Annotated in this window: 41 protein-coding genes and 2 pseudogenes; 16 read left to right on the top strand and 27 right to left on the bottom strand. The window is 66.4% G+C overall.

Translation table 11 applies throughout. The features are described from left to right. Window positions 1-12: 12 nt before the first annotated feature. From FPV16_RS23525 to FPV16_RS23490, 8 genes are all read right to left on the bottom strand, one after another. Complete coding sequence (locus FPV16_RS23525) at window positions 13-648, bottom strand: DUF2460 domain-containing protein (RefSeq protein ID WP_227440955.1); 636 nt, start codon at window positions 646-648, stop codon at window positions 13-15. 21 nt (window positions 649-669) lie between these two features. Continuing rightward, entirely contained in the window at window positions 670-1,272 is a 603-nt protein-coding gene (locus FPV16_RS23520; protein WP_227440954.1) for a phage tail tape measure protein, read from the bottom strand. Between the two features lie 12 nt (window positions 1,273-1,284). Next, window positions 1,285-1,500: a phage tail assembly chaperone gene (locus tag FPV16_RS23515; RefSeq protein ID WP_227440953.1), complete on the bottom strand. Its 216-nt coding sequence runs from the start codon at window positions 1,498-1,500 to the stop codon at window positions 1,285-1,287. Next, a complete protein-coding gene (locus FPV16_RS23510) occupies window positions 1,497-1,835 on the bottom strand; it encodes a gene transfer agent family protein (RefSeq protein WP_227440952.1) in 339 nt (112 codons plus the stop codon). Before FPV16_RS23510 ends, FPV16_RS23515 begins: the two co-directional genes overlap by 4 nt. Further along, the gene (locus tag FPV16_RS23505) at window positions 1,835-2,242 is read right to left on the bottom strand and encodes a phage major tail protein, TP901-1 family (protein WP_227440951.1); all 408 of its coding nucleotides are present in this window, start codon (window positions 2,240-2,242) and stop codon (window positions 1,835-1,837) included. The genes FPV16_RS23510 and FPV16_RS23505 overlap by 1 nt, the downstream gene beginning before the upstream one ends. A 62-nt stretch (window positions 2,243-2,304) precedes the next feature. Then, window positions 2,305-2,745, bottom strand: coding sequence for a tail completion protein gp17 (locus FPV16_RS23500; RefSeq protein ID WP_227440950.1), 441 nt, complete (start codon window positions 2,743-2,745; stop codon window positions 2,305-2,307). Beyond that, window positions 2,742-3,089, bottom strand: a complete 348-nt coding sequence (locus FPV16_RS23495; RefSeq protein WP_227440949.1) for a phage head closure protein — start codon at window positions 3,087-3,089, stop codon at window positions 2,742-2,744. Before FPV16_RS23495 ends, FPV16_RS23500 begins: the two co-directional genes overlap by 4 nt. Before the next feature lie 23 nt (window positions 3,090-3,112). Further along, on the bottom strand, window positions 3,113-3,673 hold the full coding sequence (locus FPV16_RS23490) for a head-tail connector protein (protein ID WP_227440948.1): 561 nt from the start codon (window positions 3,671-3,673) through the stop codon (window positions 3,113-3,115). Between the two features lie 49 nt (window positions 3,674-3,722). Between FPV16_RS23490 and FPV16_RS23485 the strand changes: the two genes are divergently transcribed. After that, complete coding sequence (locus tag FPV16_RS23485; RefSeq protein ID WP_227440947.1) at window positions 3,723-4,472, top strand: S1 family peptidase; 750 nt, start codon at window positions 3,723-3,725, stop codon at window positions 4,470-4,472. Between the two features lie 108 nt (window positions 4,473-4,580). After that, complete coding sequence (locus FPV16_RS23480) at window positions 4,581-5,444, top strand: S1 family peptidase (RefSeq protein ID WP_227440959.1); 864 nt, start codon at window positions 4,581-4,583, stop codon at window positions 5,442-5,444. Window positions 5,445-5,471: 27 nt separating this feature from the next. On the opposite strand, the gene FPV16_RS23475 is transcribed toward FPV16_RS23480, so the two are convergent. The 3 genes from FPV16_RS23475 to FPV16_RS23465 all read right to left on the bottom strand — a co-directional run bounded on the left by FPV16_RS23475 (window position 5,472) and on the right by FPV16_RS23465 (window position 7,791). Then, window positions 5,472-5,717, bottom strand: coding sequence for a hypothetical protein (locus FPV16_RS23475; protein ID WP_227440946.1), 246 nt, complete (start codon window positions 5,715-5,717; stop codon window positions 5,472-5,474). 218 nt (window positions 5,718-5,935) lie between these two features. Further along, window positions 5,936-7,237 carry a phage major capsid protein gene (locus FPV16_RS23470; RefSeq protein ID WP_227440945.1) on the bottom strand — a complete coding sequence of 434 codons (1,302 nt, stop codon included), beginning with the start codon at window positions 7,235-7,237 and terminating at the stop codon, window positions 5,936-5,938. Further along, window positions 7,234-7,791, bottom strand: coding sequence for an HK97 family phage prohead protease (locus tag FPV16_RS23465; protein ID WP_227440944.1), 558 nt, complete (start codon window positions 7,789-7,791; stop codon window positions 7,234-7,236). The genes FPV16_RS23470 and FPV16_RS23465 overlap by 4 nt, the downstream gene beginning before the upstream one ends. A gap of 356 nt (window positions 7,792-8,147) precedes the next feature. Between FPV16_RS23465 and FPV16_RS23460 the strand changes: the two genes are divergently transcribed. Together FPV16_RS23460 and FPV16_RS23455 are read left to right on the top strand one after the other, a co-directional pair. Beyond that, complete coding sequence (locus tag FPV16_RS23460) at window positions 8,148-9,284, top strand: hypothetical protein (protein WP_227440943.1); 1,137 nt, start codon at window positions 8,148-8,150, stop codon at window positions 9,282-9,284. 338 nt (window positions 9,285-9,622) lie between these two features. Further along, window positions 9,623-10,060: a YybH family protein gene (locus tag FPV16_RS23455; RefSeq protein ID WP_227440942.1), complete on the top strand. Its 438-nt coding sequence runs from the start codon at window positions 9,623-9,625 to the stop codon at window positions 10,058-10,060. Window positions 10,061-10,065: 5 nt separating this feature from the next. Here the strand turns inward: FPV16_RS23455 and FPV16_RS23450 are convergent, their stop codons facing one another. The 6 genes and pseudogenes from FPV16_RS23450 to FPV16_RS23425 all read right to left on the bottom strand — a co-directional run bounded on the left by FPV16_RS23450 (window position 10,066) and on the right by FPV16_RS23425 (window position 14,209). Further along, window positions 10,066-11,226 (bottom strand): phage portal protein, encoded by a 1,161-nt coding sequence (locus FPV16_RS23450; protein WP_227440941.1) that lies wholly within the window; start codon window positions 11,224-11,226, stop codon window positions 10,066-10,068. A 345-nt stretch (window positions 11,227-11,571) separates the two neighbouring features. Continuing rightward, window positions 11,572-11,703 (bottom strand): annotated as a pseudogene (locus tag FPV16_RS23445) (ATP-binding protein); the annotation flags it as partial. A gap of 41 nt (window positions 11,704-11,744) precedes the next feature. Beyond that, on the bottom strand, window positions 11,745-12,779 hold the full coding sequence (locus tag FPV16_RS23440) for a tyrosine-type recombinase/integrase (protein ID WP_227440940.1): 1,035 nt from the start codon (window positions 12,777-12,779) through the stop codon (window positions 11,745-11,747). Window positions 12,780-13,046: 267 nt separating this feature from the next. Further along, window positions 13,047-13,457, bottom strand: a complete 411-nt coding sequence (locus tag FPV16_RS23435; protein WP_227440939.1) for a hypothetical protein — start codon at window positions 13,455-13,457, stop codon at window positions 13,047-13,049. Next, on the bottom strand, window positions 13,454-13,708 hold the full coding sequence (locus FPV16_RS23430; protein WP_227440938.1) for a hypothetical protein: 255 nt from the start codon (window positions 13,706-13,708) through the stop codon (window positions 13,454-13,456). Before FPV16_RS23430 ends, FPV16_RS23435 begins: the two co-directional genes overlap by 4 nt. Before the next feature lie 300 nt (window positions 13,709-14,008). After that, entirely contained in the window at window positions 14,009-14,209 is a 201-nt protein-coding gene (locus FPV16_RS23425) for a helix-turn-helix domain-containing protein (protein WP_227440937.1), read from the bottom strand. A 118-nt stretch (window positions 14,210-14,327) separates the two neighbouring features. On the opposite strand from FPV16_RS23425, the gene FPV16_RS23420 reads away from it, so the two are divergent. The 5 genes from FPV16_RS23420 to FPV16_RS23400 all read left to right on the top strand — a co-directional run bounded on the left by FPV16_RS23420 (window position 14,328) and on the right by FPV16_RS23400 (window position 16,539). Further along, a complete protein-coding gene (locus FPV16_RS23420) occupies window positions 14,328-14,843 on the top strand; it encodes a hypothetical protein (RefSeq protein ID WP_227440936.1) in 516 nt (171 codons plus the stop codon). A gap of 120 nt (window positions 14,844-14,963) precedes the next feature. Further along, window positions 14,964-15,551, top strand: a complete 588-nt coding sequence (locus tag FPV16_RS23415; protein WP_227440935.1) for a hypothetical protein — start codon at window positions 14,964-14,966, stop codon at window positions 15,549-15,551. After that, entirely contained in the window at window positions 15,548-15,721 is a 174-nt protein-coding gene (locus tag FPV16_RS23410; RefSeq protein WP_227440934.1) for a hypothetical protein, read from the top strand. Before FPV16_RS23415 ends, FPV16_RS23410 begins: the two co-directional genes overlap by 4 nt. 3 nt (window positions 15,722-15,724) lie before the next feature. Further along, a complete protein-coding gene (locus tag FPV16_RS23405; RefSeq protein WP_227440933.1) occupies window positions 15,725-15,982 on the top strand; it encodes a hypothetical protein in 258 nt (85 codons plus the stop codon). A gap of 29 nt (window positions 15,983-16,011) precedes the next feature. Then, window positions 16,012-16,539 (top strand): hypothetical protein, encoded by a 528-nt coding sequence (locus tag FPV16_RS23400; RefSeq protein WP_227440932.1) that lies wholly within the window; start codon window positions 16,012-16,014, stop codon window positions 16,537-16,539. A 6-nt stretch (window positions 16,540-16,545) separates the two neighbouring features. On the opposite strand, the gene ctrA is transcribed toward FPV16_RS23400, so the two are convergent. The 3 genes from ctrA to FPV16_RS23390 all read right to left on the bottom strand — a co-directional run bounded on the left by ctrA (window position 16,546) and on the right by FPV16_RS23390 (window position 18,037). Next, window positions 16,546-17,247: a response regulator transcription factor CtrA gene (gene ctrA / locus FPV16_RS23395; RefSeq protein ID WP_227440931.1), complete on the bottom strand. Its 702-nt coding sequence runs from the start codon at window positions 17,245-17,247 to the stop codon at window positions 16,546-16,548. A 78-nt stretch (window positions 17,248-17,325) separates the two neighbouring features. Next, window positions 17,326-17,454 (bottom strand): hypothetical protein, encoded by a 129-nt coding sequence (locus FPV16_RS26205; RefSeq protein ID WP_264483997.1) that lies wholly within the window; start codon window positions 17,452-17,454, stop codon window positions 17,326-17,328. Between the two features lie 400 nt (window positions 17,455-17,854). Then, entirely contained in the window at window positions 17,855-18,037 is a 183-nt protein-coding gene (locus FPV16_RS23390) for a hypothetical protein (protein WP_227440930.1), read from the bottom strand. Between the two features lie 136 nt (window positions 18,038-18,173). Between FPV16_RS23390 and FPV16_RS23385 the strand changes: the two genes are divergently transcribed. Next, entirely contained in the window at window positions 18,174-18,731 is a 558-nt protein-coding gene (locus FPV16_RS23385) for a DUF2059 domain-containing protein (RefSeq protein ID WP_227440929.1), read from the top strand. Window positions 18,732-18,906: 175 nt separating this feature from the next. Then, window positions 18,907-19,221: a hypothetical protein gene (locus tag FPV16_RS23380; protein ID WP_227440928.1), complete on the top strand. Its 315-nt coding sequence runs from the start codon at window positions 18,907-18,909 to the stop codon at window positions 19,219-19,221. A gap of 47 nt (window positions 19,222-19,268) precedes the next feature. Here FPV16_RS23380 and FPV16_RS23375 read toward each other — a convergent pair whose 3' ends face one another. Continuing rightward, window positions 19,269-19,577 carry a hypothetical protein gene (locus tag FPV16_RS23375; protein ID WP_227440927.1) on the bottom strand — a complete coding sequence of 103 codons (309 nt, stop codon included), beginning with the start codon at window positions 19,575-19,577 and terminating at the stop codon, window positions 19,269-19,271. A 64-nt stretch (window positions 19,578-19,641) separates the two neighbouring features. On the opposite strand from FPV16_RS23375, the gene FPV16_RS23370 reads away from it, so the two are divergent. Continuing rightward, the gene (locus FPV16_RS23370) at window positions 19,642-19,836 is read left to right on the top strand and encodes a hypothetical protein (protein WP_227440926.1); all 195 of its coding nucleotides are present in this window, start codon (window positions 19,642-19,644) and stop codon (window positions 19,834-19,836) included. A 68-nt stretch (window positions 19,837-19,904) separates the two neighbouring features. On the opposite strand, the gene FPV16_RS23365 is transcribed toward FPV16_RS23370, so the two are convergent. From FPV16_RS23365 to FPV16_RS23345, 5 genes are all read right to left on the bottom strand, one after another. After that, complete coding sequence (locus FPV16_RS23365; protein WP_227440925.1) at window positions 19,905-20,168, bottom strand: hypothetical protein; 264 nt, start codon at window positions 20,166-20,168, stop codon at window positions 19,905-19,907. Between the two features lie 30 nt (window positions 20,169-20,198). Further along, window positions 20,199-20,372 carry a hypothetical protein gene (locus tag FPV16_RS23360; protein WP_227440924.1) on the bottom strand — a complete coding sequence of 58 codons (174 nt, stop codon included), beginning with the start codon at window positions 20,370-20,372 and terminating at the stop codon, window positions 20,199-20,201. A gap of 56 nt (window positions 20,373-20,428) precedes the next feature. Next, complete coding sequence (locus tag FPV16_RS23355; protein ID WP_227440923.1) at window positions 20,429-20,638, bottom strand: hypothetical protein; 210 nt, start codon at window positions 20,636-20,638, stop codon at window positions 20,429-20,431. Window positions 20,639-20,690: 52 nt separating this feature from the next. Further along, entirely contained in the window at window positions 20,691-21,071 is a 381-nt protein-coding gene (locus tag FPV16_RS23350; RefSeq protein WP_227440922.1) for a hypothetical protein, read from the bottom strand. A gap of 196 nt (window positions 21,072-21,267) precedes the next feature. Beyond that, entirely contained in the window at window positions 21,268-21,486 is a 219-nt protein-coding gene (locus tag FPV16_RS23345) for a hypothetical protein (protein ID WP_227440921.1), read from the bottom strand. Between the two features lie 300 nt (window positions 21,487-21,786). Between FPV16_RS23345 and FPV16_RS23340 the strand changes: the two genes are divergently transcribed. The 4 genes and pseudogenes from FPV16_RS23340 (at window position 21,787) to FPV16_RS23330 (ending at window position 23,335) form a co-directional block, all read left to right on the top strand. Then, window positions 21,787-22,440 (top strand): SOS response-associated peptidase, encoded by a 654-nt coding sequence (locus tag FPV16_RS23340; RefSeq protein WP_227440920.1) that lies wholly within the window; start codon window positions 21,787-21,789, stop codon window positions 22,438-22,440. Between the two features lie 130 nt (window positions 22,441-22,570). Continuing rightward, the gene (locus tag FPV16_RS23335; RefSeq protein WP_227440919.1) at window positions 22,571-22,888 is read left to right on the top strand and encodes a thermonuclease family protein; all 318 of its coding nucleotides are present in this window, start codon (window positions 22,571-22,573) and stop codon (window positions 22,886-22,888) included. Window positions 22,889-22,900: 12 nt separating this feature from the next. Next, a pseudogene (locus FPV16_RS26370) lies at window positions 22,901-23,029 on the top strand (thermonuclease family protein); the annotation flags it as partial. Between the two features lie 57 nt (window positions 23,030-23,086). Continuing rightward, window positions 23,087-23,335 (top strand): nuclease, encoded by a 249-nt coding sequence (locus tag FPV16_RS23330; RefSeq protein WP_227440918.1) that lies wholly within the window; start codon window positions 23,087-23,089, stop codon window positions 23,333-23,335. 10 nt (window positions 23,336-23,345) lie between these two features. On the opposite strand, the gene FPV16_RS23325 is transcribed toward FPV16_RS23330, so the two are convergent. Next, the coding region (locus FPV16_RS23325) for an SDR family oxidoreductase (RefSeq protein WP_227440917.1) at window positions 23,346-24,188 on the bottom strand (843 nt) is incomplete at its 5' end.

Here is a 24,188-nt window from a genome sequence, read left to right as displayed (position 1 = left end):
TTCAGGCTCCGGTCAGGGCACGATCTCGACGAGCGGCACGTTCGGGATCTCGCCGGCGGTGAAGGCCGAGAGGTCCACGCTGAAATCGTCGGTGTCGAAGCGGACGGGCACGTCGAACCAGAACCCCGCCGTCACCGGCGCGCCGGGGGCGGGGGCCGTCGCCAGGGTGACGAGGCCCGTGGCGGCGTCGCAGGTGAAGGCCGATGGGGCACGCTCGACACCGGCTACCGCCACCCGGACGGTCTCCGCCACCGGCTTGGCGATGAGCCGACGATAAGGCAGCGGTCCGGTGCCGTAGGTCTTGGCGAGGGGAAACACCCGCGTCGTGCCGTCGCCGAGGCCGAGCCGCTGGTCGCCCGGCCCCACCGCCTGGCTCGGCGGCCCCGAGCGATGGTCGATCCGGTCGCGGTAGCGGAAGCCGTAGAGGCGCCCGCGCCGCTCTTCGAAGAAGGCGAGGACCGCATGCAGGGCATCGAGGGTGCGGATGCCCAGGCCCGCATCGTAGCGCCGCCGCGAATCGGCCCAGCGGCTGTTGCGGTGCTCGCGCCCCGAGGCCAGCGTCACGATCTCGGTGAGCCGGCTCGGGCCGCCGCTGCCGCGCAGGGCCACGTCGAGGGGAAAGCGGACCTCGTGGAAATCGCCGGCCATGACGGGCCTCCCTGGTGAGGTTCAGGATGCGCGCCGGCCGCGGGAAACGGCGCGGGCGAGGGCGGCGGCCACCTGCGCCTCGGAGCGGCGGAAGCTCTCCGCATCCGGCGTCGCGATATGGACGGTGACGGAGACCGGCCGTCCCGCCGCCCCGCCGGCGACCCCGAGCCGGCCGTCGCTGCCCCGCGTGAGCGGCAGGATCGCCTCCGGCCCGGCCTCGCCCATCAGGCCCGTCCCGTCGCGCAGGGGGAAGTAGGTGGGGGCGGCCACGACACCGCCCTCGGCGAAGGGGCGCACCCGCCCGCCGGAGATCACGCCACCGGAGATCACGCCACTGGAGATCACGCCACCCTTGGCGAAGGCGGTGCTCGAGGCCCCGGAATTGATCAGGCTTCGCACCAGGGATTCGATGCCGCTCTTCACCGGGTCGAGGACGGCCTTGCCCGCCATGCCGGCGAGCTTCGCGACGAGGGAGTTCAGCGCACCGTCGAGCTGCTTGGCCGGGCCGACCGTGCTGATGAAGGCCTTGCTCAGGCTGTCGCCGAATTTTTGCGCCAGACTGTCCAGGGTACTCAGCTGCTTGGCCCGCGCCGCATTGGTGCGGTCGATCTCGGTCTCGGCCATGGGTGTCTCCGCTCAAGGATCGGGATAGGCCTCCATCAGCCGGCGCAGGTCGGCGGCACTGGCGGCGTCGCGCCGGCCGCCGCGACCGGCGGCGGCGATCAGTTCGCGGGGCGTCGCCGCCCAGAAGTCGCGCGGGCTCCAGCGCAGGGCGTTCAGGCCCAGGGCCATGGCCTCGTCCCACGGGAAGGCGGAGGGAGATTCCGGCGCGATCCCGCCCGTGGGGTTCAAGGGCCCGGAGGTGATGGGTCCGGCGTCTCGGCCCCGAAGGCGGCGGCGAGCGCCTCGCCGAGGGCCGTGGCGATGGGCTCGATCCCGCCCGTGAGCGGCAGCCGCGCCACCGCCGCGTCGTCGAGGTCGTGGCCGCCGCCGCGCAGGGTCGCGCCGAGGAGGGCGATGAGATCGCGGCTGGCGAGGCGGCCTTCGGCGAAGCGCGCGGCGAGGCCGGTGAGGTCGGAGGCGCCGAGCGCCTCCTCCAACTCGGCCAGGGCTCCGAGGGTGAGGCACAGGGTGTAGCGCCGGTCCCCGATCGCGACGGAGACCTCTCCGCGCCTGCGGTTCGCCATCACAGGCTCGTAAAGGTGAGGGGGCCGGCCGAATCGAGGGCCATGTCGAAGGTCACCTCGCCGGCATGGTCGCCGCGGTACTCGAGGCTGGTGATCTGGAACAGGCCCTGGATCGTGCCGAAGGCCGGCACCACGATCTGCAGGGTGTCGATGGTGCCCTCGAAGAACATCCGGCGCAGGCGCTCGTCGGAGGCCTCGTCGCGAAAGACGCCGGAGCCCGAGACCGCCGCGCGGCGCACCCCCGCCCCGGCCAGCAGCTCGCGCCAGCGCCCGACGGAGTCGGCGCTCGTCACGTCCACGGTCTCGGCGTTGAAGGCGAGCTGCCGGGCGCGCAGGCCGGCCACCGCCGTGAAGCCCGCCCCCTCGCTGATCCGGATCAGGAGGTCCTTGCCTTTCTGGGCACTCATGGGGTCGCTCCTTGAAGCGGGTTTCGCAAACGTGGTCACCGGTTTCGCGCAGCAAAACCCGCTCAGGAGATCGGCAGCCGCTCGGTGACGGCCTGAAGGGTGAGGGTGGCGCGGGTCTCGCCGCTGCGCTCGTCCCGCGCGGAGGACAGGGATTCGACCCGCAGGAGCGACAGGGCATGGCCGGCGGGGGACAGCAGCGCCTCGTGCAGGAGGGCGGCGGCGCGGCCGGCGGCCTCGATGGCGCTGCGGCTCGATCCGGGCCTGGCGAAGAGGATCAGCCCGAGGCGATGGACATGGCGCAGCGCGCCGTCGACGGAATCGTCGCGCATCTCGGCCGGGCCGAACAGCGCGTAGACCGGCGCGGCGCCGCGCGGCGGCTCGTCATGGATGCGGACCTGGCCGCCCATGAGCCGGCCGAGCTCCGCGTCGCCGCCGAGGACAGTCAGGATGGCGGCCCGCAGGGCGAGGAGCGGGTTGGCGGGACGGGACAGGGGGTCGCTCACGGCAGGGCTCCCGTTGTGTCGATCAGTTCCTCGACCTCGCAGACGAGGTCGCGCCCGCGCCCGTCGGGGTCTCCCGCCGCGCGGATCACGAAGCGGCGCGGGCCGGAGGCGAGCCGCATGGCGGGCGTGACGTCCGTGCGGTAGGCGATGCGGATGCGGTGGGTCGCCACCGCATCGGACCGGCCGCCGCGGGCGCGCTCGGCATGGCCGGTGGAATCCAGCGTGCCCCACAGGAGCGGCCCGGCGACGAACCGGCGGAGATGGCCGCCGAACCCGTCCGGGTCGTCGACGAAGCGTTCGAGCACGTAGCGGCGCCGCCGCGCGCCGATGGGCGGGTGCGTCATGACAAGGCTCCGGGGTCGGTAAGTTAGAGGCGCATCCGGCGGTGCGGCGCGATCAGCGCCTCCACCATCGGGGCGAGGGTCACCGGCAGGTCGCCGCGATGCTCGAACCCGTGCGCGGCCACGAGCCGGATCGCCTGCATCAGGGAAGGGGGGACCGGCGGGCCTGATCCGCCATACCCGGCATCGACCTCGATCAGGGCGGCGGCCCGGGCGAGCGACGGGAGTGCGGGCGAGACGATCAGTCCCGGCGCCTCCACCATGTCCGGCGCGAGGCGGACGAGGCCGGGGGCGAAGGCCGTGACGATCCCCGTCGCATCCACCGAACTCGCGCTCGCCAGGGCGACGAGGGGGCTCAGGGGCAGGGGCACGAACCCGTCCCGGGGCCAGGCCGTCAGCATCACCCGGTAGCGGCCCGGCGCCAGGACGCGCCGCGTCGCCAGCTCGACCATGGCGCGGGCCGAGGCGATCAGGCTTTCCACCAGACCGTCCTCGGCGGTGTTGTCCGGGTCGAGGCGCAGGTGGGCGCGCATGTCGGCGAGGGTGACCGGCTCGACGATGGCGGCATCGACGCGTATCGGATTCATCGTCGTCTCCGGGTGGACGGTGAAGGGGACGGGCGGAATGGATCTCGACATGCGGTCTGTAGGCATGGCGCTGCTGCTCGGCCTCGCCGCCGGCCCGGCCGGCGCCGTGGTCGGCGGCCGGGATGCGCCGGAGGCGGCGGGCTCGGCCGTGATGGTGCTGTCCTCGAACGGCGGCGTGTGCACCGGCATCGTCGTGGCGCAGGACGCGGTGCTCACCGCCGGCCATTGCGTGGCGTCAGCCTCCCGCCAGGGCGGCGCCGAGCACCGGGTGCATTTTCGCGATGAGGCGGGCCAGCCGGTGCTGGTCGATCTCGCGGCCCGCGCGGTCCATCCCGGCTACGATGCCGGCGCCATCGCCGGGCGTCGGCGCTCCATCGATCTGGCCCTCGTCCGCACCGTCACGCCGCTTCCCGGCCGCTTCCGGCCGACCCCCCTCAGCGCCGCCCTGCCGCGTGCCGGCGAGAGCCTTGTCCTCTCCGGCTACGGGGTCTCGAAACCGGGCGAGCCGCGCACCACCGGGACCTTCCGCAGCGCCGTGCTGCCGGTGGTCGAGCCCTATGGGCAGAGCAAAATCCTGGTCTGGATGAAGCCGTCCGGCGGCACATCCGGCGCCTGCCAGGGCGATTCCGGCGGGCCGATCGCAACGACGCCCGGCGCTCCGCCGCTCGCCGTCTCCGCCTGGGTCGAGGGCGGCGCCTGCGGCGCCATCTCGCAGGGCGTCCTGCTGGGGCCGCAGCGCGACTGGATCGACCGGATTCTCGCGGGCTGGGGGCGTTCCGCCGGCTGGTCCGCGCCCTGACGCCGCTCCTCCCTGCGACGGAACCGGGAGCTTGGCCGAGGGATTGGCTTACGCTAGGCTTCATTCCAGGGACGTCCGGGGCTTTCAGCCGGGCGCGGGAGAGACATGATGTTCGCGACCGCGTTCCGCAGGGCCGTCGTCACGGCGCTGGTCGGGCTGATTCCGGCTCCGGCCTTCGCTGTGATCAACGGCGAGGTCTCCCGGGATCCCAACGGCCTGCGCGCCTCCGTCGTCCGCATCGAGAGCACCCAGGGCGAGATCTGCTCGGGCACGCTGATCGGTCCCGACCTCGTCCTGACGGCCGCCCATTGCGTGATGCACCAAGCCGGCTACAGCGTGGTCGCCGTCGACCGGGCGTTCCGCCAGCGCCGCATCCTCGCCATCGCCGCCTCGATGCATCCCGATTTCGTGCCCGGCACGACGCCCGAGGATCAGCCCGGCATCGACCTCGCCTTGATCAAGCTCGCCGAGCCCTTGGGGCCGGATTTCCAGCCCCTCGATCCGCGGGGCGGCGGCGCCATCAACAGCGGCGACGCCGTGGACATCGCCGGGTTCGGCGTGGTGGCCGAGAACCGCCGCAACACCGCCCGCACCCTGCGCCAGGCGCATCTGGTCTCCATCGGCTCGCTCAAGGTCGCCAACACCGTCACCGTGGTGACGGACCGGCGGCGCCTCGCCGAGACGGCGGGAGCGGGGGCGTGTCTGGGCGATTCCGGCGGGCCGATCCTGCGCGGCGGCCCCGGCGGTTATCAGGTGGTCGGCGTCGTCAGCTGGTCGAGCGGCGCCATGCGCCAGGACAAGCGCGCCCGCACCGCCTGCGGCGGCTTCACGGCGGTGACCCCCACCGGCGAGCATGCCGGCTGGATCACGTCGCGGGCCGCCGAGATGGCGCAGCTCACCGCCAGCGAGGCGTCCACGAATTTCCGGCGCTCCAACCGCTCGGACTGGATGGCGCGGCCGGGGCGGCGGTAGGAGCCGTGCGGAAATTCGGCCGGGCTATCAGGTTGCCGTTGCCGAGCCGGTGATCTGGACCTCGACGGCGAACTCACCGAAGGACTCCGGGATTTCCCGGGCAGCGGACTGAGTTTGTGCGAAAACCTTCATCGCCCAGCCGTCGCCGGTTCGATTGAGGCCGAGCCCGACGGACAGGTCAGGATGGCCTGCAACGTACCGCGATGTGAAGGCGTCCTTGGCCGCCAAGGCGGCTGGTTTCGACGCTACCAACTTCTCTCGCCGATCAACCATGTCACGCTCCTCACGCGCTCCTGAGATCAATGTGAGGTTTGTTTCGCGCCGAGCGATCGAAGGCGAGAGGTTGTGCATCCCACACTATGGGTCAGCATGGCGATACAATTTCGAGTGGCAAGGAAGAATTTGCTCTGTTTGGGCGGAGCGGGCATCCGCTTCATTCCTTCCTTCGGGTGGAAGGTATCTCTCGGGCCGAGGCCCGAGAGAGGTTGTGCTCACGCGAACTTCAGCAGCTTGATCGCGTCGAAATCCTGCACGCCGCCGCCCACGCGCTTGGTCGTGTAGAACAGCACGTAGGGCTTGGCCGAGTAGGGGTCGCGCAGGACGCGCAGGCCGGCGCGGTCCACGATGAGGTAGCCGCGCTTGAACTCGCCGAAGGCGATGGACAGGCTGTTGGCCGCCACATCCGGCATCGCCTCGGCCTCCGCCACGGGGAAGCCGAGCAGGGTCGCGATCCTGTCGGCCGAGACCGGCGGCTGCCACAGGTAGTTGCCGTCGGCATCCTTCATCTTGCGGATCGTGCTCTGGACCTTGCGGTTCATCACGAAGCTGGCGTTCTGGCGGTAGCCGGCGCGCAGGGCGTAGACGAGGTCGAACAGCACGTCGGACGGGTTGGCGGTGGGAAACGCGCCGGCCGCGCCGGTGGCGACGAAGCCGAGTTTCCCCGGCACCCAGGCGGCATTCGCCACGTTGTCCACGCTGAGGAAGCCGCGCGGGCGGCTGACCCCGTTGCCGGTGACGAAGGCGACGCTCTCCTGTTCGGCGAAGGCCGTCTCCACCTCGTCGGCGAGCCAGGCGTCGATATCGACGATGGCATCGTCGAGGAGGGTCTGGGTCGCCGCCGGCATGGCGTAGAGCTCCATGGCGGGGAAGCTCAGCTCCGTCAGGGGCGGCGCGTCGGTCTGGGGACGGGCAGCGGTCTCGGCGACCCAGCCCGAGACCGCATCGGTGGCGGAAACGGCGCGCTTGTAGAGGCCGCCCGATATGGTCCGCACCGTGGCGAGCGCCCGGATCGGTGACAGGTTGGCGAGCCGCCGCAGCACGTCGCGCTCGATGGTCTGCGGCACGAGATAGCCGCCATCGGGGCCGGACCCGGCCGAGAGCGCCTTCTCCTCCAGGCGCTTCAGGCCGCCGCTCTCGCCCGCCCGGACATAGAGGTCGAAGGCCGCCTTGTGCTCGACGGAGGCCGGGTCCGGACGGCTCGGCCCGTCCCCGCCCAGGGGCGGGCGGCGGCCGTCGAGGGTCAGGCGGTCGAGGCGGGTCCGGGCGGTGTCGAGGGCCGCGTCGATGCGGGCGAGCTTCTCCTCGGTGAGGACGTCCCCCGGGCGGCGGCCTTCGAGTTCGGCGAGCCGGCTGTCGTTGGTCTCCTTGAAGGCCTCGAAGGCGCGGGAGAGTTCGCCCATGGCGGCGCCCACCTCGGCGTCGGAAGCGGGCCGCGCGGCCTTGTTCTCCAGCGGGAGGTGCGGATCGGCCTTGGTCTCCGGGGCGGCGGCGTTGGGCGAGACGTGGACGGTCATGCGAGCCTCTTGGGTTGGGCGACGGAGGGGAGGGTGAAGGGGGCAAGGGCGGCAGGCCGGGCGGCAGGCTGGGCGGAGGGCGCTCCGCGCGGGGCGAGCCGGCGGGCGAAGGCGCGCAGCTCCCTGGCGAGGGGCGAAGCCGCCCCGTCCGGCACGGCGGCGCGGGCGCCGGGCAGGAGGGGAAAGGTGACGAGGGAAATCTCCCACAGGTCGACCGCCAGCAGGCGGCGCAGGCCGCCGCGCTGCGGGCTCGAACGCAGGGTACGAAAGCCGATGGACAGCCCGTCGAGGCCGCCCTCGCGCATGAGCGCGTCGGCCTCGCGCCCGCGCTGGACGGCGAGGTTGATCAGCCCCTCCACCCGCAGGCCGCGCGCATCCTCGCGCAGGGAGAGCCAGCGCCCGATCGGCTCGGCCGGATCGTGCTGGAACAGCATCCGCACGCCGGCGGCCCCGCGCTCGCCGAGGCTCCCCGCGAAGGCGCCCGGCGCCACCACGTCGTTGCCGAGATCGGGCACGCCGAACAGGCTGGCATAGCCGATGAAATGGCCGTCCATGGCGGGCTCCCGAAGGGCAAGTCGAAGGGGGTGGAGGCGAGTTATGGTGGCTGTCACAAGGACATTCGGAGAAGCGCTAAAGCCGCGCCGGGACAAAGACTGCCGCAACGAATAGGCACGTAGTGGCGCTCACGGGCACAATCCGTTTCAAACGGTCCAAAGCGGTGCCGTGCGGCGGTGCGGCGAGCCGTCCATCTGGAAACTACGACTCCCTGCGGGTAGGGCGGAGCTGAGCCTCGACCGTCATCCGCTAGGAGCCTGCCTTGGACCGACAACACAGTGCCCCCATTCTTCTTACCGCCGACGGTCGCTCGGTTTCATTAGAGCCACTTCCACAGCAAGGAGGTGGGGCCACTGTGCTGGAAGCGGAGATCCAAGCTCTCGTTCATGCGCATCCAGACTCACTGCCTATTGCGGAGATCGATCCATTGTTCGTCGGCGCGGTCGCCATATGCCGCGAGATGCAGCTTGGCACGGCTGGAAGGGTCGACAACTTTCTCATTACACCATCGGGACTGCCGGTGCTGATCGAATGCAAGCTTTGGCGCAATCCAGAAGCCCGGCGCGAGGTTGTTGGACAGATTCTGGACTATGCCAAGGTTCTCAGCCGCTGGACCTTCTCGGACCTCCAGCGGGAAGTCGGGAGCCGTACTGGAATGGGCCCGGACGCTCTGCTGAAGCTGGTCCGTGATGCCGATCCGAGGGTTAAGGAGGCCGAATTCACTGACGCCGTCACGGCGAACCTGCGGCGTGGTCGCTTCCTGCTCTTGGTCTTGGGAGATGGCGTGCGCGAGGGCGTCGAGGCCATCGCGAACTATCTGCAATCCCACACCGGCTTGCATTTTACATTCGGCCTTGTCGAGTTTCCGATCTATCGTCTTCCCAATGGAGAGCGCTTGGTCGCGCCGCGCGTGCTCGCACGAACGACTTCCATTCTCCGAAGCGTCATTGCTCTTCCTGAAGGCTACATCGTCCAAGAACCTGCCGAAGCCGCGGCCGAACTGGATACCGTTTCCGATCCGGAGCGAGCAGCTCTGGGGGCGAAGCAGCAAGCGTTCTGGAAAGAATTCCTCGATAACTATATTCAACTAGACGATCGAACTCAGGAGATCCCAAGGCCCCCGCGTCAGGGTTATCTCAGCTTCATGATGCCCGCTCCGCAGGGAAGCAGTTGGCTCACCGTTTACCGGGATCTTCATAAGGGTGAAGTGGGCCTCTTCCTGTCTGCAAGTCGAAATAGCCCAGGTGAAAGCGCTCGAGAGGCGATCTTGGAGAACTGGGATACCGTCCGGCTCGCCCTGAACGGGACAGTTCGTTCCGAAAAGGACAAGTATGGTCGCTATGGGATCGCTGATTCGCGTTTGGTTGGCGATCTGAACAATCCCGGCATTCGGACGGATGCGTTCAAGTGGCTCGCCGAGCGGGTGAACACGTTCGTGAATGTCCTGCGCCCTCTAATTAGGGACGCCGTGGCGGATGAAAGCACTCGCTGAGCACGAAACGGTTCGGGCTCGCACAGGATGATCTTCGCTCCCCTGTCCCAATAACACGCCGCCTTCCGCACTTCCCCCGGTGGGGAGAGCCGCCTCCGGCGCCGCCGGTGCGCTCCGACTCCAGGCGGGGTGCACCCGGTGGGCGAGGCCCACTGCGATTCGACGCGGTGGAGGATTTTTCGGCACCCGCTAAGTATGTCGTGACGTTTTACCTGTGGCATGCGGATCAAGATGATGGGCGCATGTTGCAGGCGCCTATCGAGATTTCGCTTTCCTATTAATGAAAGAAAGACAATATTCGTGGTCGATTGGATGCGAATCGCGAATGGGAGACTAGCATGCACCTAGCCCATAAGCTGCGCGGCACAGCCGTCCTGCTGTGCCTGGTTGTGCCGACCTTGGCAACGGCTGCGGATCCCACGGCCGATGCCCAGGCCGCGGCGGCCCGCTGGGACCAGACCTACAATTCCGGCGACATGGATGGCCTCAAGGGGCTCTATGCGGCCGATGCCATGGTGATCCCGAAGGGCGCCGCCGTGTCCGGCGCCGACAAGATCGGCGCCTTCTTCGCCGGGCTGAAGGCGAAGGGGTTCGAGGACCACACGGTCAAGGTCCAGTCGGCGCAGATGAAGGGAGATCTGCTCCTCGTCACCGGCCGCTGGGCCATGTCCGGACCCGCCGAGGGCGGGGCGAAGAAGGCGTTCGAGGGCAATTGGGTCAACGTTCTTGAACGCAAGGGCAACGACTGGCGCACGGTGCTGCACACCTGGAACTGACGGACCTATAACGCCGCCCCGTAGCCCACCGCCTCGCGCTTCTCCGCCTCGGTGAGGAAATCCGCCGCCTGGACCCGGCGCCAGAGCGATTCCCGCTCCGGCGCCAGGGCCTCGATGGCGTCGAGGTCGGGCTCCAGCCGGGCGGGGCCGAAGGCGGGTTCCAGCCATTGGGCGAGGCTCTCGGCGGTGCGGCACGCCAGGGGGATCACCGTCTGCCGGTAGAAGGCGCGGTTGGCCTCGGCGTAATTGGCGTGGGTGTTGTCGCCCGAGAGCCCGAGCAGCAGTGGCGGCACGCCGAAGGCCAGCGCGATCTCGCGGGCGGCGGCGGCCTTGGCCTCCACGAAATCCATGTCTTTCGGTGAGAGCGAGAGCGGCTTCCAGTCGAGGCCGCCCTCCAGCAGCAGCGGCCGGCCGGCATTGGCCGCCCCCTGGTAATTGGCCTCGAGCTCGCCCTTGAGGCGGGTGAACTGCGCCTCGCTCAACGTCGACCCGTTGGCGGTGGCGTAGACCAGCGCCCCGGAGGGCCGGGCGGCATTGTCGAGGAGCGCCTTGTTCCAGGCCCCGGCGGCGTTGTGGATGTCGAGCGCCACCGCCGCCGCTTCCATCGGCGAGAGGCCGTAATGGTCGTCCGCCGGGTGGAACAGGGTGAGGTGCAGGATCGGCGGCACGCCGTTCCGGTCCTGATCGTAGCGCAGGACCCGGCCGCCCACATGATGGTCGTAGGCGATGGGCCAGCCGTCGGGGCCGGGCACCACCCGCATCCGGTCCGGCCGCAGGGCGTGGAGCTCGCGCGGGGTGCCCTCGAGGCTCACCGCTTCGAGATAGGCGTTCCCCGAGACCATGAGGTGGCCGTACAGGGTCTCGAGCAGCCGCGCGCCGCCCTCGCGGGCATTCGGCCGGGCAAGGAGCGCGAGGAGCGGATGCGGCCCCGCCCGGTCCGTCAGCACCAGGGGCAGGGCGGCGGCCGCCTCCGCCACCAGCCGCACCGCCCGGTGGACGATGGCGTTGCGCTGGAACCCCTCCCGCGCCAGGGCGCCGTAATCCCGCGCGGTCCAGACCGCCCGTCCCTCGCCGTAGAAGGCGAGGCCGATGCCGGCGACCGGCGCCGCCTTGGTCTCGGCCACGGGAAAGGCGGCCCGCGCGAGGCGGGTGAGGAGGTTCGGCATGGGAATGTCCTGACTCGATCAGTTCTGTTCCGAAAGGCCTGTGCGCAGTCCCCTCTCCCCGCACGCGGGGAGAGGGCCGCGACGACCCCGTCGTCGGCGCGGCGAGGCGGCAGCCGATGGTGAGGGGGCTCGTCCGGAGGAGCCACATCCGGAGTCACCCCCTCACCCTCGCCCTGCCGGGCTCACGTCGCCTCCCGGCAAGGGGAGGACGACGTCCTCTCCCCGTCCACGGGGAGAGGGGGACCAGCCTCTTCCGAATAGGGACGTGCCCTCTGGCTGTCGGATCCGAAGGCCAGCGGCCCACCCTCCCCCGCAATGGGGGGAGGGACGCGCGGCGTACGCTGCTCACATCCGCCGGATCCGCGGCTCGGCCCTCTGGCTCAGCATCAGGTGGGTGAGGGCCCAGACGAGGGCGTCGAGGCGGTCGGGGGAGGCGCCGCTGGAGAGGCCGTCCGGGCCGAAATCGCAGAGTTCATCTCTCGACCTCTAAGGTGCTGATTTAAAAGGAAAGTAGATTTTCAGTTTTTCAGGGTTTTACAGTCACGTTCCTCGCGTGTTCTGCTGAGGCTAATCAGGGCCGCCTGGCCACTCGTCTTCTTGTCAGCGAAGCGGCAGTAGCGCTCGATCATCGCGAGCGACATTCCGGTGATGTCCCCAATCTGGCCTGTGGAAAGGCCGGCACGGCGCAGGCGGATCACAGCCGTGCAGCGCAGCCCATGGAGTGAGGCTCCTGCGAGGATCGGAATTTCGGCGCGAGCTTCCGAGTAGTGGCGCGAGAAAAGCTTCCTTGTGAACGGCTTACCACTGTCCTGGAGAAGGAATGGGCCGGGACGCCGCTCCCATGTTGCCATCTCGGCCGCCAGCTCCGGCACGATCGGACACCACACCTCTCGGCCGGTTTTCACTTGGCGAAGTGTAAATCCGCCATCTTCTACGTCGGTCCACCCGAGCCGAACGACGTCCGAACCGCGCTGTCCGGTGTAGATGTACAGCAACACGCCGCGGCGAATGACCCCGGTTAGTTCTGAGTGGGCCAACTCGATCTGGGCCGCAGTCCAGGGCTTATGCCCGGTCTTTGCTGGATAAGGTCTCACTCCTTCGGTAAGGCTGGTCTCCACGTGGCCGCGTGCACTAGCCCACGCCGACAGCGCTCTCATTGCGCCGAGGAAGTTGTTCGCCTTTCCTCTCGTCTGGCTAAAACCGTCCATCATCGCCTGAATATGAACAGGCCGAAGCTTTGCCGAAGGAAGGTTGCCCCATGCTTCGCGCGCGATCCGTAGCGATCGGCGATACAAGGCCTTCGTGCCGTCGGATAGGTCGTTGGCGAAGGCTGGTGACACCTCATAGGAATCTATGAGCGCCGATACCGTATCAGTTGGGACCGGCCCGCTGACGCCTTGTGCTTGACGTACTGCGATCCAAAACTCCGGCGCTTGCGGATCATCAGGCAGTCGCGTGCGAGGGCCGGCATGATCGGTTCCCCGTCCGGCCTGAAAGTAGAAATACTCGCGGCCGCGCGATCGGATTTTGTGAACGCTTCTAGGCAGCACCACCACGGCCCTCCGTCGTCTTCGTGACATTGTGTGCCCCCAGCAGGAATGGATCAGAGATCGAAGTCTCTGTGCCACCGCCTAGCGATACAAGCGCGCTTTCAACCTCACGCCAGCACCATCGAATACAGCCTCCTGAAAGCCGAAGCGGTTTTGGCAACACGCCTCGACGAACCATCTCGTCAACCGTGCTTTCCGACACGTCTAGTTCAAGGGCGAGGGTGGCCTTTGAAACGAACGATGGCGGGCGGATAGGAAGCGTGCGGCCCGTCATGCCGCTCCTCCGTTGTGAAGGGGGCCGCCAGGCAGGCGCATAGCCTTCTGAAGCGCGACCTCCTGGCGGATCACATCTGGGCACCGCGCCGCCCGAGCCTTCCAAAACGCAGAAACCATCTCCTCGGTCGCGTCGTCGCCGGTCTGGTCGTTTGGTCCAAGGACGTGCATCCGGAGCCGAACGCCGGGCGCCAAGTTCTTGACGAGAACGAAGATGCTCTCCGCTTGACTGGGGACGAACAGGATCGCGCCGGTGGCTTCCTCAAGCTGGGCTAGTTCGGCCTGCGCGAGCCTGCGGAACCGGTGCTGGCGCCAGGGGAACCGCTCGAAGAACAGCCGATCGGACACGCACATTGCGTCGGCCTCGACCGACATGCGCTTCATGGTGCGGGGGCGGCGGGTCTTCATGCTCGGCCTCCATTGCGAGGGGCCGGCTTCACCTCGTCCAGCAGCTCGGCCGCCATCGAGAGACAGGCGGCGGCCGACCTGACGGAGTATGCCAAGCCCCGCGCGTCGCGCAGGGTGGCGAAGTTGGCGGCGGTGGCCGCGTAGACCTCGGCGGAGGCCATGGCGGTCCCGATCGCGTCGAACACCGCGCCGCGGTCGTCGGGGGCGGTCGGAACCGGGGAGGAGCGCACGGTTTGCGCAGCGGCCATCATGCGCGGCGCTCCCACTTCTCAGGAACGGAGCCGTAGGCGAGGCTCGCGATCTGCTCGGCGACCTCGCGGCTGACGCTGACGCGGTTCAGGACGCGATGGGCACGAAGTTCAGCGGGGGATGGTCCGTCAAAGGACACCATCGGGACGGCGGGCAATTGCCGCCGGACGGGGGATCGGGTATTAGATGCCACAGAAATTTTACCTTTTTTGGCCTCGCGCGAGTGACCCTCGTGTCGGGGCCGTTTTTTTGCGCGTCAGGGCTGGGTGCGGATGCCTGTGGGCTGACCCGCTGGCGGCGGATCAGGCGGCTACGGGCTCCATGTCGAGGAGCCGCCGGGCAACACCGTTCGGGATGACGAGGCGTCGCTGACCGATGCGCTTCGCCTCGATCTCACCTCGCGAAATCATGTCGTAGATCAGGGACGGGGAGACCCCCATTGCCCTCGCGAGCGGCCGAGCCTTGGCGGGCAACCCAGCTTCAACGTCCTTCCGAATGTCCATTTCACAGCCTCCGTAGGACAGCTAATGGATGTCCTACGCCAGTTATGCGCACTGGACAGGGGTTGCGCAAGTTTGGTAAGCCACCAGATGTCCTAAATGGACGGAATGGACTAAGCCGATGGCAAAACGATCCCCTCGCACTGCTGGCGGCGCCGCCCGGAGACTGCCTGTCAGCACGAAGATCCTTCCCGATCTGAAGGAGAGGCTGGAATCAGAGGCGTCTGCGGGTGGGCGGACTCTGGGAAGCGAGATCGAGCGGCGCTTGGAGGGTTCTTTCAAGTATAGGTCGGAGCATTTGGCGCTATTCGAGGACGAGCGGACATTCCATGCGCTCTGTGCAATAGCTGCAACATGGATGACGATTGAAGACGTCTCTGGCCGTCCGTGGTACTCGAACAAGGGGACAATAAAGACAGCAAAGCACGCGGTAGACGCGATACTCGACATGATGAAGGCAGAAAATCCCATCGAACCACCGAAGGGATTGCTTGAATTTGCCTTGCAAGATGCCGCACAGCGTGAATTGGGCGAGCGCGTCGCTGGGCGAATCCGCGAAAAGATCAAGCGGCTTCCTGCCAACGATGAGAACGACAAGGCGATTGTTGGTCTCGCGGGAGACTTGTTTGCCGACTGATGTCCTTTTTCTTAAGGACAGGAAAGACAGAATAGTCGTAGGATAATAAACAGATATAGCGTTTGTATTACAAGTCATCCCGCTTCCTGTAATGTCACTGCGACAGAGGCGGGGGTTAGGATGCGCGCCGAAACGCTTAGTAGGACCAGGATATTCCGCACCAATCCGGCGCTAGACGCTGCGGTGGCGGCTGCTGTGGAGCGCGAGGGCTCCACAGCCTCGAACTGGCTGCGCCGCGCCGTGGCGTCGATGGTCTCGGCTCCTCCCCGCCCTTCGATCCGTCTCGCTCCGGTTCCCGCTGTCGCCCTCGCCAAGGTCTGGCCGGAGGTCGAGGCGTGGCTTGATCGCGCCTGCCGTCGCACCGGTTGCGACCTGACCGTCTCCGAGCTCCGCGAACTCTGCGAGCGTGAACAGGGAATGCTCTTTGTCATGGTCGGTGACGAAGGCCGCCCTGTCGCCGCTGGCGTGACGCAGGTTCGCGACCACGCGAGCGGGCGCCGGTCGTGCTGGATCTTAGCTGTGGGCGGCACGCGGGCGCGAGACTGGCTGTCGACGCTGGAAGGCATCGAGACCGGCGCCGCGGCGATCTCCTGCTCCTCTGTCGAACTCGTAGGCCGCCCCGGCTGGGCTCGCCTCCTCGACGGCTACGCCACCGAGTCCTGTGAGGCCGGTCTTCATTTCTCGAAATCGCTGGGGGCTCACTCATGAGCGACACCGCCACACCCATCGCCGAACCGGAGGTCGAGCGCGTCCGTGATGTCGTTCGCCTGTTCAATCTTAATGCCGGCTCCGGTCCTGGTCTGCTCGCCGATGCGATGAAGCCGGACACCACCCCCGCAGATCCGGCCACGGCGCCCGACGCCTCCGGGGAGGACTGAGCCATGTCGGGGAAGAGCACGACACAGACCCAGACCAGCAGCGTCATGAAAGATCCGTGGAGCCCGGCCCAGCCGGCGCCTAACGGCATCCTCGCGGGCTCCACGAACGCCTTCAACAGCGGCGTCGGAAGCCAGATCTACCAGGGGCCCCGGGTGGCTGGCATCGGCTCCACGACGCAGGCCGGCCTCGACTACATGAAGGCCGACGCGAATGCGGGCCAGGGCGCTGCGCAGGCGACCCCTCGCTCTCGCGCGAGATGACCGGCGCCTACGCCTCGGACAACGCCAATATGCTCCGGTCAGCCGGGTTCGATCCGACGCCGGGTAACACGTACCTCGCGCATTTCGCGGGACCGGGCGGGGCGAAGTCTGTCCTCGGGGCCGATCCCTCGACGCCCGTGGTGCAGGTTCTCCCTCCGGCTTCCATCGCGGCCAACCCCTTCCTGAAACCGATGACGGCCGGCGACCTGATGGGCTGGGCGGCGAGAAAGGTCGGGGACCAGGCGCCGACCATGACGATGCCAGGCGCGGCCCCGGCGGCCTCGAGCCAGTTCGGCATGTTGGGTCCGCAGGCGTCAGCTAGACCGGCGGCCCCGATGCAGATGCCGGGCGAGGCCCCGGCCGCCGCGCCCTCGTTCAATGCCGCCAGCTTCCTTCAGGCCGTGATGGGCGGTGGATCTCCGACCATGGGCGCACAGCCTGCCGCGCAGGTCCAACAGCAGCCGTCGCAGTTCCTGGACATGCTGGGTCCGATTGGCGGCCAGCCGCAGCCGTTCGACGCGCAAAGGTTCTGGAGCCTCCTTGCAAAGCGCGGATGACATCCTTTAACCCGCCAAGGCCTGCATCTCGGCCATCCCATCGCGCAGCACGTAGCCGCGGCCCCAGACGGTCTCGATGTAGTTCTTGCCGGAGGAGGCGTTAGCGAGCTTCTTGCGCAGCTTGCAAATGAAAACGTCGATGATCTTGAGCTCGGGCTCGTCCATGCCGCCATAGAGGTGATTGAGGAACATCTCCTTCGTCAGGGTCGTACCCTTCCGCAGTGTGAGGAGTTCCAGGATCTGGTACTCCTTGCTGGTGAGGTTCACCCGGCTGCCGGCAATGGCCACCATCTTCTCGTCGAGGTTCACCACGAGGTCGCCGGTGGTGATCACCGACTGAGCGTGGCCTTTCGAGCGGCGGACGATCGCGTGGATGCGGGCGACCAGTTCGTCCTTATGGAAGGGCTTGGTGAGGTAATCGTCGGCTCCGAAGCCGAGGCCCTTCACCTTGTCCTCGATGCTAGCCATGCCGGAGAGGATCAGGATCGGTGTCTTGACCTTCGCCACGCGCAACGAGCGCAGCACCTCGTAGCCCGAGATATCCGGGAGGGTGAGGTCGAGCAGAATGATGTCGTAATCGTAGAGCTTGCCGAGGTCGATTCCTTCCTCGCCGAGATCCGTCGTGTAGGTGTTGAAGCTCTCCGATTTGAGCATCAGCTCGATGCTCGCTGCGATCGAAGCGTCGTCCTCAATCAGCAACACGCGCATGGGAAGGCCCTCAAAAGATTGAGACTTCCTAACCGGACGTTGGCAACAAACCGTTAATGTGCGGAAGGAAGACCCGCTTCATGCAGGCAGGGCTCGGCTGCGCACTAGACCGCGCACGGCTCGGAAGGGAAGCGTCAGAGCCGTCAAACAGGCGCCCAGCGCCAGGACCACGAAGACCGACAGGATCGCCGTCAGGATTTTGATCATAAGCGTGCTCGCTCCGGTGTGCAGGCGGACCGTGGCATAGGCCCCGCAGTGCGATGTAGCGACGTTCGACCCAAAGTTCGGCGAGAGTGTGTGCGGTTCTACGTTTCCGTCAGGATCGATCGCTGCATGCGATACCGTTTCCCTCGATGTGTTAATTCAACGTTAGGGATGCGCGATGTGGTGGCGTGTGAGGCGCGGAGCACTATGGACTCTCTCGGTACTGATGGTATCGGCCGGCGGTGCAATGCTGCACTTAGCCTTCACGGGGTACCGACAAGACCCGTTTGAGACGTTCCTCGGGCTCGCCTGCGCGCTGACAGGCGCTGCTATCTACTGGCACGCTATCCGACAGAGATAGCCAAGGAGGCCCGCCGTTTCCGACACCCTGCTCCTGCTCGTTCTAGCGACCGAGAATGCTGAGCTGCGCGCCCTGCTCGCAGAGGCCCAGGAGCAGTGCGTCGAGTTGACGGTGGACGCTGGCGAGCTCCACGCCGAGGTCGAGGCGCTGCAGCGGGAGTTGGCGGAGATGCTGGTTAGCCGAGAGCAGGCCATCAAGAACCGAACTCACGGACGCGACGCGCATGCTTAGCGCTGGCACGCCGCGTGCAAGTGCGGTCCCGTCCTCTTGAACCTCCCACCACACCCGCCCGGCTCACGCCGCAGCGGGTTTTTCGTTTGGATTGCCCTACCTCTGCAGTTCCACAACTGGAGGAAACCTCTTGCTGAATCGTATCGGCCGTTTGGCCCCCCTAATCGCAGGCCTTTCCCTGTGCATTCCCCTCGCATCGCAAGCGCTTGCACAAGCAGCAGCGCCAGCGGCCAAGCCTGCTGCAACGGCGGCACAAGATCCGGCGACGCTGAAGGTGGCACGTGAGGTCGTGGCCCAGATGCAGGGAGATCGCGCGACTACGCTATCCTCAATGGCCGCTCCCATGGCCGGCATGATGCAGCAGATGGGAATTAGGGAAGCTGACCGGGCGCAGGTCGTCGTTCAAGAGGCCGTACTTCCCATGTTGACGGCCCATTACGACGAACTCCTCGATATTCAGGCACGAAGTTTCGCAGGTGTCCTCAGCAAAGAGGATCTACAGGCGGTGGGGACCTTCTATGCCTCTCCGGCTGGCCGGCGCCTTGCCGCAGCACAACCTCAGCTAGTTCAGGCTCAGATGGCTGGCACGACACAGTGGATGCAGGGCCTGATGCCCGAGATGCAGACAAAGATCGTTCAGATCATCAAAGCGAAGGGGTGGGGGCCTGGCGACAAGCCCAAACGATAGCTTTCGCTTTGGCGATGGCACTCTGAATGAGTGGTCATGACCTGCCCGGCTTAGGCTGGGCGGGCTTTCTTTGTTCTCCGTCTCATGAAAACGTGGTTGAGCGCGGCAGCCTCGGCAATCCCCCGTTCATTCTGTGGAGCCCATCACTGCGCCGTTGAACTTAATGGAGGCAATCGTGCGCATACGTTCAAGCAAGATCCTTTTGACGATCGCGGCCTGTGTCGGCTTGGCCTCCATCGCCGAAGCGGCGCCTATGCCAAACGCCGGGGTAAGTCATGCCCCGCAGGAAAAGATCGAGACCGTGCAGTACTACGGTGGCGGCTATGGCTACGGTGGCGGTTATGGGGGCGGCGGCTACGGCTACGGCCACTCGCCCGAGCACCGCTACCGGCAACACATTCGTCGCGAATTCCTTCATGAGCGGCGCTACGATGCTCATCTACGCCGCCAGGATCAGCATTACCGTCGCGCTTATCGCTACGGGTACTGAACCGCCGCATTCACCCGACAGATCTTAGCGTCCTTTACCCGCCCGGCTTACGCTGCGGCGGGTTTTTCGAATTCTGGATTGGGTTCAAGGCTGCGAAATATCCAGCGTATCCCCAGCCAGCCAAGCGCGGTCCCTACCACCCAACTCAAAGCGCTATCATGCGGTAGATACGCAATCTGTCCCTCCCAAATCTGATAGCTCAACCACAAAAGCACGAGTCCTTCGAATCCTTTGAGCGGCCTCAGCAGATATCGAGATTGCGTGGGCACCATCGCTATTTCCCTTGGGCTTTCCAGCGAAAGCAGTTCGAGCGTCTTCGTTAACGCCATCGCGCTCAACCAAATGACGTGAGACAAGATCTTGCTCGAACATCCGTCTCGCCCAGTCGTTGGTCTGGTTCAAGAAGCCCGCGAGGAATCCATGATCGAGAAGAAAACGTCCCAAGCTGATGAGGCAAGCCCATCGGTTACGCCAGACGCACAGGATCCGCTGAACGTGCCGATGGACCAGGTAATTACAAAAACACCGAAGATCGAAGGCAGCCATACGCAAGAGACCATCGATCCGGCTGAACGACTGTCTGATGATCCCGAGGAGCAAAACGACCTTGCCTGATTGTGCGCCCACCGCAGATTTGAGGCCCGCCCGGCTCACGCTGCGGCGGGTTTCTTGTTACCCCAGCGCTAACGCTTGTTCGGGTAGCCCAGCAGGATCGCGGTACGGGCGAGGTTGCGATTGTAGGCGGCAGAGGCGTCCGGCACTGCGAGGCCCTTCGATACTGCCTCCTTGGCTTGAAGGGCCGCCGCAAGGTCTATCGTGTAGGCGGCGTTCAGTGGAAAGCCGATGCTCCCCTCCCCGGTGAGGACCGCAGTCACGGCAGCATTCACCTCATCGTTGGTGACGAGGCCCATTTTGAATAGCGTTCCGGTGGTGAGGTCATTCGCCATGGGCGCCCGTTCGTTCATCGGCATCGGGGCCTAGCGCTCGCCTTCCTCGGCCATCACGGCCTCGACGGCAGCAATCGCATTCTCCAGCTCGGCGACGCGCTTGAGTACACTGTCTGCCGGCATAGTGTCGTGATCCGCTGCGGCGACGATCAGAACATGCTGATGGGCCTTCAGGCGGCTGAGGAGGGCTTCAAGCTTGGACATTAGGCCGGCCTAGCCACCTGAGCGGATCTACGCAATGTGCCTAGTGCAAAGCCTCGTCAGAAGCTGCCGCTCAGCGGCTCCGGCGCACCGCTCCCAGCTTCAGGAACCTTACGGGTGGGCTGCAGCATGTCATCGAGCATGATCAGGAGGTTTGATAGTTCTTGCCTCCCATCCTCTGGCACGCCATCCGCGCTTATCCTGCGCTGGATCGTGCTTCTGACGTTGGACAAAGCCTCACGATATCCCTCTACGCGTTCGGTGCTCATGATCGGGTTCCTGGCGGCGACCGCGAGGAGGTAGGGCAGGCTTCCCGGTCGCCTACCGCTTCACTGCCCAGATCGGCACAGCCCCCTTCGGCCGGCCTGGCAAGTTCCGGAAGTACCGCGTGCGCTCGAACCGGATGAAATCCGCCTCGACGGCCGACGCGAGGTCACCGCTCAGGACCATGGCCCCGCAGAAGTCGGAGCGGATCACGCCGAGGTCGGGATGGACGCCGAAAAGCTGCAGCGTCGTCCAGCCGAGCCGGCCGGCCTCGTCAGCGTTTTTATCGAGGAAGTCGAAGCACGCGGCGTGCACAGACTGCCAGCCGGCGGGCGTCAGCCCTGAGCACGGGACCACGCTCGGCTTCATGTCGAGGAAGGCCTCGCGCCACGCCTGCGGGCTGCCGGGCTCGATCTTGAAGGCTGGGGAGGCTGACATGAGGTCCGGCGGCTGTGATGGGCCGGACGGGATAGGGGGTGGCCATTGGCTGCGCCATGGTCTGTCTGCCATGCGCGACGTCGCGGCTGGGGACGGGGGCGCGCGGCAACCGCGGACGCCAAAGGAGTTCAAAGCGCTGCGCCTTCACCGTCCTGGGGCAACGTGCCAGTTTTCTGCGATCGGGCACCGTAGCGGCTTAGATTGCCCGTGCTTCACCCGGCTTGAGGTCCATGCGAGCTATGCTAGCAGCCCCCAGCTTGCCGACGACATGAGGGTTGGCACCAGCCGGCTCCTGCGCTTCTGCGATCTCAAGCGCATCTGCCACCGTCTTCGCGAGGATTGCGTACACGTTGTCAGTGCTGTCCGCCTGATGGATCGCAACAAGGAAGGCAGTGAGGGAGGGCTTCTTCGGCATGGACGTGCACATGCCAGAATGCCGCAGCGGCGTGAAGGCCACGCTCCCAGGCAGAAGCGGCGGCACCTGAGATGCGGCGAAGGCCTTGGACGTGCAAGGGCGGGATAGGGGACGGGGATCGACCACGCCAGTACATGGGGCCAAGCGCGGCATTGAGGCCGGGGACAAGAACCAATCCTACCGTCCGGTCGGTGCCAGAGAGCTCCATGCTGAGGCTCGTTGGCTAAGGTTCGAGCCAAACGAGATACATGGCAATCTCGGTGTGTAATGGCGACCCGTGGCTCTCTGGGGACGTGAAAGATGTGCAACCTCTACAGCTTGATCACGTCACAGGCGGAGATCCGTGAGGCGTTCGGTGTGGAGGAGGACCGCGCTGGCAACCTGCCAAGGACGCCCGGCATCTTCCCAGACCAGATGGCGCCCATTGTTCGGATCGAGGACGGCAGGCGGACCCTTGAGATGCTCCGATGGGGCATCCCGGGTCCGAAGCAGTACGGGGAGCATCCCGTCACCAACGTCCGGAACGTCAAGAGCCCGCATTGGCGGCCATGGCTCAAGCCTGAATACCGCTGCCTCGTCCCGGTGTCCTCCTTCAGTGAGTACGCCGACACCAAGCCGAAGAAGACGCCCACGTGGTTCGCCCTCGATGATGACCGGCCGCTGTTTGCCTTCGCCGGGATCTGGCGACCCTGGACGGGCGTGCGCGGCACCAAGGCCGAGAACCCCGACCGAGAGGAGGCCGAGCACCAGTTGTTCTCGTTCCTCACATGCGATGCGAACGGAATCGTCGGCCCGGTCCATCCGAAGGCGATGCCGGTCCTGTTGACGACGCCGGAGGAGTGGCGGACGTGGCTTGAGGCGCCGACAGAGATCGCCCTTGAGCTGCAACGCCCGCGGCCCGATGCCATGATGAAGGTGGTGGCGGCCGGAGCGCGGAAGGACCCGACAGAATGACCCGGAGCCTACTGCTCACCCAAACAGCGTCGATGATTTTCGTGGCCGGCCTATCGGCTGTTAGCGCACGTAACACCCCATGCTCAGGTTCGAAGGGCGGCATCAAAGCATGCCAGGGCGAGAAGTTCCTATGCAACGATGGGTTTACAAGCGCCTCGAAGCAAAAATGCTCGCGTTGAGACGTCTGGCGTTCCTGACCCTGATCCTAGCGTCTTCTCCTATGCAGGCGGCCGAGCCCATCACCGGCCGGGCCTCGGTGGTCGATGGCGACACCCTCGACATCGGCGGCACCCGCATTCGGCTCCATGGGATCGATGCGCCAGAGAGCGGTCAGCTTTGCCATAGAAGGTCAGGGGAGGCCTTCCGATGCGGACAGGCGGCTGCACTCGCGCTGGCCGACCGGATCGGCTCCGCGACCGTCTCCTGCGATCCTCGGGACACCGACTAGTACGGGCGCACCGTAGCGGTCTGCCGGAAGGGTACGGAGGATCTGAACCACTGGCTGGTCGCGCAGGGCCACGCCGTCGCGTACCGCCGGTATTCCGAGGACTATGTCGGCACCGAGGCTACCGCGAAAGCAGGGAAGCTCGGGATATGGGCCGGCTCCTTCACGGCGCCGGGAGACTGGCGCAAGGGCGAGCGTGCCATGACAATGGGGTTCGCGGCGCCGGGCGGCCCGGATGGTCCCATACCCTCGCCAGCGCCTTTGAAGCCGGCCATCCAGGCCGGCGGCTGCGCGATCAAGGGCAACATCAGCCGGAAAGGTGACAAGGTCTTCCACGTTTCTGGATCGCGGGATTATGACCGGACCCGGATCAGCGAGAAGGACGGCGAGCGCATGTTCTGCTCCGAGGACGAGGCGAAGGCTGCCGGGTGGCGCGCGCCCCGGGGGTGAACTCGCGCGCCTAAAACATCGGGGTTCCGCCCGTTACCGGCACCAATCCACCAGCCATGTAGCTGCCCTCACGTGAGGCAAGAAGAACATAGGCCGGCGCGAGTTCCGCGGGCTGACCCGCTCGTCCAAGGGGGGTATCGGCGCCAAGCTGCTCAATCTGGTCAGGGCTTTTCACGATCGGCTGGATAGGAGTCCAGATCGGGCCGGGCGCCACGCAGTTCACGCGAATGCCCTTCGGGGCGAGCAGGTTCGAAAGACCGATGGTCAAGCTCGCGATGGCACCCTTGGTTGCGGCGTAGATCAGCATCGTCTTGTCGGCGATTTTGGCCTGCTGGCTAGTCGAATTGACGATTGCCGAGCCCGGCTTCATGTGCGGCACTGCCGCTTGGCAGAGATAGTACATCGCGAACACATTGGCCCGGAACGACCCTTCGAGATCCGCGGCGATCACGTCGTCGAGGTCGTCGTTGACCGTTTGCGCAGCGGCGTTGTTCACCAGGATATCAATGCCACCGAGGGCTTCGACGGTCTGAGCGACAAGGTCGCGGCAATGCGCCTCGTCGCGTAGGTCGCCTGGCAACAACAGAGCGCGACGCCCGGCCTTCTCAATCCAATGCGCTGTCTCTTCGGCATCGGATTGTTCGACGGGCAGGTAGGAGATTGCTACGTCCGCTCCTTCACGGGCATAGGCGATCGCAACAGCTCGTCCAATTCCGCTGTCTCCCCCCGTGATCAGCGCCACCTTACCCACAAGCAAGTCCTTGCCGACATAGCTGTCCTCGCCATGATCCGGCGTCGGCGTCATCTTCGACGTCAGTCCAGGCCGTTCCTGCTGCTGGTCTCCGGGAAAGGG

The organism is Methylobacterium sp. W2 (genome assembly GCF_020662345.1).
Classification (GTDB): Bacteria; Pseudomonadota; Alphaproteobacteria; order Rhizobiales; family Beijerinckiaceae; genus Methylobacterium.
The sequence above is the reverse complement of the archived record's forward strand: the minus strand, read 5'-3'. Positions and strand labels throughout refer to the sequence as shown.